We start from the raw sequence: 7,523 nt of genomic DNA, 5'->3' as shown, positions 1-7,523 counted from the left end.
AATACATATGAAATTCGATTCTGCGAATTAATCAGTGCTTCCCTAGGCCTTTGGCGGCGATAAGTATATATTCCGCCTGCCGGCGGAAAACCCTGCAACCATGCCTGTAGCGTGATGGGAAAAGCGCTCCCCCTTGTCCGCTGCGGGAGAAAGGTGGTGCGGCAGGCACCAAAGTGGGAGTTTCCGCAATGCCTTGAGTAACATAAGAAGCAGAATGGCAGGCACCTAACGTTAGGGAAGCCCTGAGGATAGGCCCGAAAATATAAAGAAAGAACTGACGCCCCTATCCTCCGTCGCCTGCGGCGCCACCTCCTTCCTAAGGAAGGAGGCTTTGGCATTTTGGCATGGGTCAATGATGACACAAAAGCAAATCCCGTAACGCTGACTTTATACTCATTGCCGAAGGGCAATCCATTCCCTCTGAACCCTCTGAACCCTTTGAACCTTTTGAATCTTTCCCCATCCCCATAACCTTTTTACACAACCCTTTTACACAACCCACGGCGAAGCCGTGCCCCTCACGCCCCCATAGGAGACTATATACGGAGAGAACCCGGGGCGGCGAAGGGGCCTTTTTTTCATTTTCCCCCTTTACAAATAAACCTTTTCATTATAGAATAAGACAATTTGTGCCGAAATCGGTGCAGGCTGTTTCTTATTTTTTGGAAGACCTATTAGGGGGGTACTATGTCGGAAAAATCTTTGGAAGAGCTGGAATTTGAAGAAACCGGTGTGACGCGGAAGGAACGCTGGAAGGTGATGTGGGCATCCATCATCGGCTATGCCATGGACGGGCTGGATGTGCTCATTCTTTCCTTTGCCATGGCGGCCATTGTAAGCGAGTTCGGCCTGACCCTGGGGGAAGGGGGCCTCATTGCCACCTACACCCTTATCGGTACGGTGCTTGGGGGCTATCTTTTTGGTATTTTTGCCGATTACTACGGCCGTGTTCACACGTTTTCACTGACCATCATTATTTTCTCTATCTTTACCGGTGCCTGCGCCTTTGCAGATAATGTGACGCACCTCAATATTCTCCGTTTCCTGGCGGGCCTTGGACTTGGCGGGGAATACGGTATCGGTATGACCCTGGTTTCCGAAACCTGGCCGGCTGCCAAGCGTGCCAGAGCCACCGCCGGTGTAGCCATGGGCTGGCAGGCCGGCGCTGTGCTGGCAGCCATCCTGGCGGCTGTGGTACTTCCGGACTATGGCTGGAGAGGCCTTTTCCTGGTGGGCGTGGTGCCGGCACTGCTGGCTGCCTGGGCCCGTCACGGCATTAAGGAACCGCCTATGTGGGTGAAGCGTAAGGAAATGAAGAAAGCTCTGGCTGCCAGAAAGGCCAATGGGGAGGCCTTGACAGCAGAGGAAGAGGAGCAGCTGGCGGAAGCAAAGAAATTCCCCCTGGCTCATCTTTTTGCCGGTCCTTCCAAGACAGTGACCACACTGTCCCTCACCGTTATGACCAGCGTGCAGAACTTCGGCTACTACGGCATTATGGTGTGGCTGCCCATGATTCTTCTGAAGGAACACGGCCTGACCACGAAATCCATGTCCGGCTGGATGATTGTTACCGTTATCGGCATGATTGCCGGCATTTACGTATTCGGCTATCTCTGCGACCGTCTGGGCCGCAAGGTTCCTTATCTCATTTTCTATGTCTGCGCTGCAGCCATGGTGTACATTTACGTGAACCTGGGCACGCCTATCGCCCTTCTCTTCGGCGGCGCCTTCCTGGGCTTCTTCTGCAACGGCATGATGGCCGGCTATGGTACCCTTCTTTCTGAAAACTATACCACCGACGCCCGCTCCACTGCCCAGAACTTCATCTTCAATACGGGCCGTGCCGTAGGGGGCTTTGCTCCCGCTATTATCGGCGCCCTGGCCTAGTCCCACGGATTCAGCGCCGCCTTCGCCCTCCTGTCCTGCGTCTACATCGCAGCAGCAGTGAACGTGCTCCTTTTCATCAAGGACACCAGAGGCACTGTGATTCGCTGATTTCCTGATTCTCAATAAAAGGCTGTAAAGAAATGCCCACCATTTCTTTACAGCTTTTTTTATATTCCTTATGAAATGACAGTGCGCTGCCAGCCGTTTCGTCATTTCGAGCGGGCCCCATGGCGTTATGGGGGGATAACTGCGTCCGCCGATAATGAAACGCTGAGCCTGGAAATCTCCGGCCCCATTGCGATGCGTATCATTAGGAGTGAGATTTCTCCACGCCCCTTCGCTCTGGTCGAAATGACGGTGGTGCGGGAGTCATTTGCGCCATCCGATTTCTTATGAAATGACAGTGTGCTGGCCGCCTCTTCGTCATTTCGAGCGGGGCGGCGTGGCTGTTATGGGGGATAACTGCGTCCGCCAATATTGAAACGCTGAGCTGAGAAATCTCCGGCCCCATTGCGGCACGTATCATTAGGAGTGAGATTTCTCCACGCCCCTTTGCTCTGGTCGAAATGACAGCGGGGCGGGGCTTGAACGGATCTATTTTCTTTCAAACGCTGATTTTATGGCCTTGAAAATATATTGTAAACGTTGAAATAAATTTATGGTTGTTATATGATATACCTATGTAAACCGTATATACGGCAGAACAGTAACAAATAGTTCACAAATGAGGCGAGAACATGGTTAGGGAAAATGCATTGGAAGCGGGACAGGGAAAGTCCAGGGAAATAGTTCTTTTCGGGTTGTTCACGGCGCTCATAGCCATAGGGGCGTTTATCCGCATTCCGGTGCCGGTGTGTCCCTTTACCTTGCAGCTCCTTTTCACCACCCTGGCAGGGCTCATTCTGGGCAGCCGCAAAGGTGCCCTTTCCGTGGCGCTCTATGTACTGCTGGGACTGGTGGGGGTTCCTGTGTTTACGGAAGGCGGCGGCCCTTCCTACATTTTCCAGCCCACCTTCGGCTACCTGGTGGGGTTCATTGCAGGCGCATGGCTCACTGGAAAACTTCGTGAAATGTCAGGCTCCTGGTCCTTCGGCAAGGTGCTCTTTGCCAACCTCTGCGGCGTGGCGGTGGTGTACCTTTTCGGCATGATTTACGTCTATTTCATCAACAATTTCTATATCGGAAAAACCATCGGCGTATGGGCAGTGATTCTTTACTGCTTCCTTCTGGCCGTACCGGGAGACATCTGCCTCTGCATTCTGGCAGCTTTCCTTTCCAAACGGCTGGTGAAGGCGCTGGGGATACATGAATAAAGATTACAAGGAAGAAATATTTCTTCCTTATTTTATTGCAAGGGGGAGTTTGAAATGAGTAAAGGATTATTTATTACAGGCACGGACACGGACATCGGCAAGACCTACGTCACCGCCCTCATCGTGAAAACCATGAGGCAGGCCGGCTATGATGCAGGCTACTACAAGGCCGCCATCAGCGGTGCGCCCACCGTGGCCGCTTCCGACGCAGGCTTTGTGAACAAATTCGCCCACATCAACGAGCCGGAGGACATGATTCTTTCCTACCTCTACCAGCACGCCGTGTCTCCCCATCTGGCAGCTCAGCTGGAAGGGTACCCGCTGGAAAAGGAAGTCATCTTGAAAGCCTGGAAATGGGTCACCGAAACATATCCCTACGTCACCATGGAAGGAAGCGGCGGCATTGTATGCCCCATCCGGCATGATGAAAAAGCCCATTACTATTTGACCGACATCATCGGCTGGCTCCACCTGCCGGTGCTGGTGGTGGCAGACGCAGGCCTTGGCACCATCAACCACGTGGTCACCACCTGCGAATACATCAGGAACCGCCACATCCCTATCAAGGGCATTATCCTCAACAACTGGCAGGGCGGTGTCATGGAAGAGGATAATGTAAAAATGATTGAAGAAATCACCGGCGTCAAGGTCATCGACCGGGTAAGAAAGGGAGACACCATCCTTCACTGTGATCCTAAAGTGCTGGAAGGATGCTACGCGGAAGTGTGAATGATTGAGACATTGGCGGTGCCAGGCCCTCTCCCTATATATGAAAAAGGGGCGCGGCTGACGCCGCAGGTTATATAGCAGGGTTGTGTTCGCTGCGCTCAGGGGGCGGGCACAGAGGGGCTGTAATCACGGAAGCAAGAGGGGTTAGGCACCTTCAGCGCCCGGGTTCTATGGTTCGTTCGCTTCGCAGAACCATGGGATCCGCCCAGAGAGCGGGCTGGTTCAGGGGGGATAAATGTCGCCTTACGGCGGATATATATTGCGCCCGAAGGGTGCCACCACCCCCCTCTGAACCCTTTGAACCTTCTGAACCTTTTCACGGAAAGTGAAAAAGCAGCAAATCCAGACATATGAAAATAATAGAAGAGAAGGAGTATACAAAATGGCAGATATTAACTGGGAAGCGGAAGACAAGAAATACATCTGGCATCCGGCCATGCAGATGAAGGATAACGAAGTATTTCCACCGGTGGTGGTAGACCACGGCAAGGGGGTATACCTGTACGACACCCATGGCAAGGAATACCTGGACATTATTTCTTCCTGGTGGTGCAACCTTCTGGGCCACTGCAATCCGGAAATCAATGAGGCCCTGAAGAAGCAGGTGGATCAGCTGGAGCACGTGATTTTCACCAATTTCACCCATAAACCGGCCATCGAACTGTGCCGGGAGCTGGAACCGCTTCTGCCGAAGGGCCTCACCAAGTTTACCTTCCACGACAACGGCTCCTCCTCTGTGGAAGCGGCCCTGAAAATGGCCTTCCAGTACCAGTACCAGACCGGCCATCCTGAAAGGACCCGCTTCATGTGCCTCCCCGAATCCTATCACGGTGAAACCATCGGCGCCCTGTCCGTGGGCTCCATGGATCTTTACGCCAAGATATTCCACCCCATGCTCATGAACAACATCCATTTCAAAGGCCTGGACTGCTACCGCTGTCCCTACGGCAAGACCCGGGAAACCTGCCATGTGGAATGCTTTGAAAGCGCCGAAGAAGCCTTCAAGAAATACGGAAAGGAAACGGTGGCCTGCATTGTGGAGCCGATCCTCCAGGGCGCTGCCGGCATGCGTATCTATCCGGCGGAATACCTCCGGAAGCTCCGGAAACTCTGCGATGAATACGGCGTCCTCCTCATCGACGATGAAATCGCCGCCGGCTTCGGACGCACAGGCACCCTCTTTGCCATTGAACACGCCGGCGTTTCCCCGGATATTCTCTGCACCTCCAAAGGCCTCACCGCCGGCTACATGCCCATGTCCATCACCATTACCACCGACAAGGTGTACGACGCCTTCTACGACGACTACGGCACCCACAAAGCCTTCGTCCACAGCCATACCTATGCAGGAAATCCCATGGGCTGCGCCATCGCCTTGACCGTGCTAAAAATCATGAAACGGGACCACATCCTGGAAAAGGTCAATGAAGACGGGAAATATCTCCACGAAGAACTCATGAAAGCCCTGGGCCATCATAAGAACGTAGGCGAAATCCGCCACATCGGTCTCATCAACGCCATCGAACTGGTGGAAGACCGGTCGACAAAGAAAGCCTTCGATCCCGCCAAACGTATCGGCTGGCATATCTTCAGAAAAGCCATGGACCTGGGACTGGTTCTCCGCCCCATGGGAGACATTATCTACTTCAATCCGCCGCTCACCATCGAAAGAAAAGATATGGACAAGGCAGTGAAACTCTGCACTGAAGCGGTGCATGCCGTACTGGGGGAATAGAGTCAATAGCGGTGCTTACCGGTATTCCCGAAAGAGGGGAAAGGCCCTGCAATCCACAACCTCTGAGCTCTCTGAATCATCATGCAAAAAAGCCTTCTGTCATCCAATGACGGAAGGCTTTTTCTTGCCCTTTTATTTCTCAGGCTCATATAAATTGATTATTTCCTTACCGGCAGGAGGCTGTTTCCTCTTATTATCCTCCTTTGCCGGCAGGAAAGCGGGCCTGCTGTCGGCGGCAGCATCCAGGGAGTCCATGGCGTGGTCCACGGTTTCAGCGGGAATGCTGTCTGCCGGCGCGGCATCGGCAGGGGCATCTGCAGTGCCGTCATGGGAAACAGCGCCGTGGTAGGAAAAGTTGTTTTCCACTATGCCGTCAGGGTTGGTGGCATCGTAGCCGCTCACGTGCTGGGGGCTGCCGTCAGGGCCGGTGCGGAAGTAGTCGTGGGTGTGGTGGATGCCGGGGGCATCGATTACATCGTGGCCCGGCGTATCCGGTGCGCCGTGGTGGGCAAAATCGTAGGCGTCGGAAGGGCTGTCCACCGTATCAAAGGTATCTGCCGTATCCATGGGAGCATCGGTGGTGTCCACAGTGTCCACGGTGTCTACGCTGTCGAATCCGTCCAGGGCCTTTACAAAAGGCATGAGGAGAAGAATGATGAGAAGCGGCGCCACCCCCATGATGGGCATGGCCCGTTTCAGGGTGTAATGATTATGGTAGAGCCACAGCATGATGAGATGGAAACCCAGGGTGACCAGGAAGGCTATGACGGCGGCGTGCAGGGGGCTGATGGAGAAAAAATAACGGAGAAAAAAGCGGTAGGGCAGATTCATATACACATGAAGGCCGAAGAAAGCGGCCATGCCGTACATATAAAACCCCGCCAGCACCGCCCGCCAGTTCTCGATAATGTAGCCCAGCCGGGCAAAGAAAATAATGAGCATAAGGATAAAGGCCACGGGTGCCAGAAAGGGAAAAAAGGAAATCAGGGCAAAAGCGATGACCGCCGTCACAAGGATGGTGAGGATCCGCTTCCAGGTGTAAAAGATAAAGAGGCCGATAATAAAAGCGATGGAAAAAGTCTTGTACTCCGGCCGTATAAGGTTGATAAACACGTAGAAAAAAGTGACCATCATGAGGATAAGGTGGGCGGGAGTAAAACAGGTATAGGGATTTCTGGCGGTTGAAACTGACAAATCATCACATCCTTGGTTAGTGGAGTAGTGGGCCGGTGGGACGGTTTTGGGCTTTGGGCTGTCTGCAGCATTCTGCGCCCCTTTAGGGGCGAGGGCCACGTAGTGGCGCGGGGGTGGATGAAGGTAAGCAGAGAAATGATACTTTATGCTTACGTGAGTACCGAAAGGCCGTATTCCTGAAACTGCCGTCAAACCTGAGAACCCTCCGGTCTTTATACCGGTCAATCTTAAGAACCTTCTGAACCCTTCCTCCCTTTGGTGTCTGCGGCACCACCTTCCCCTCCGCAGGCGGGGGGACTATGGAGGCTAAGCAGTGTGCTACATGACTTATTAGGTGAGCGTAGAGCAAACTTCCCCCCGCCGGGGGAAGTACCGCGAAGTGGGGATAGGGGTGCATTTCCAACGGGCGAAGCCCGGCTTTGAAGGTTTTGCCGCCGGAAGGCGGCATTTATAAGTATTGCCCGCAGGGCAATCCACAACCCTCGGGCCCGTAGGGCCCGTCAAACTTAAGAACCTTAAGAACCTTTCGAGCCTTCCCCCCTTTGGTACTGCGTACCATCTTTCCCCCCGCGTGCGCAATGCTACTTAGTTAAGGAACAAGCTGAGGAAGATCAACAAAATTGAGTCAAATATCATTGTTAACGGTTGCCTTTTCTCCATATTGA

General features: G+C 53.4%; 5 protein-coding genes. 4 read left to right on the top strand and 1 reads right to left on the bottom strand.

Features of this window, described 5'->3' with window-relative positions; genetic code table 11:
• Positions 1–687: 687 nt before the first annotated feature.
• From B2Y11_RS06605 to bioA, 4 genes are all read left to right on the top strand, one after another.
• Positions 688–1,887: an MFS transporter gene (locus B2Y11_RS06605; RefSeq protein WP_291057529.1), complete on the top strand. Its 1,200-nt coding sequence runs from the start codon at positions 688–690 to the stop codon at positions 1,885–1,887.
• A 737-nt stretch (positions 1,888–2,624) separates the two neighbouring features.
• Positions 2,625–3,200, top strand: a complete 576-nt coding sequence (locus B2Y11_RS06600; protein WP_291057527.1) for a biotin transporter BioY — start codon at positions 2,625–2,627, stop codon at positions 3,198–3,200.
• A 54-nt stretch (positions 3,201–3,254) separates the two neighbouring features.
• Positions 3,255–3,929: a dethiobiotin synthase gene (bioD, locus tag B2Y11_RS06595; protein ID WP_291057525.1), complete on the top strand. Its 675-nt coding sequence runs from the start codon at positions 3,255–3,257 to the stop codon at positions 3,927–3,929.
• A 382-nt stretch (positions 3,930–4,311) separates the two neighbouring features.
• On the top strand, positions 4,312–5,664 hold the full coding sequence (gene bioA, locus B2Y11_RS06590; protein WP_291057523.1) for an adenosylmethionine--8-amino-7-oxononanoate transaminase: 1,353 nt from the start codon (positions 4,312–4,314) through the stop codon (positions 5,662–5,664).
• A 132-nt stretch (positions 5,665–5,796) separates the two neighbouring features.
• Here the strand turns inward: bioA and B2Y11_RS06585 are convergent, their stop codons facing one another.
• Positions 5,797–6,858, bottom strand: a complete 1,062-nt coding sequence (locus tag B2Y11_RS06585; RefSeq protein WP_291057521.1) for a hypothetical protein — start codon at positions 6,856–6,858, stop codon at positions 5,797–5,799.
• Between the last annotated feature and the right edge of the window lie 665 nt (positions 6,859–7,523).

Origin of the sequence: Dialister sp. UBA1703, assembly GCA_002320515.1 — a bacterium.
Lineage (GTDB): Bacteria > Bacillota > Negativicutes > Veillonellales > Dialisteraceae > Dialister.
This window is presented reverse-complemented; position numbering and strand designations above follow the sequence as displayed.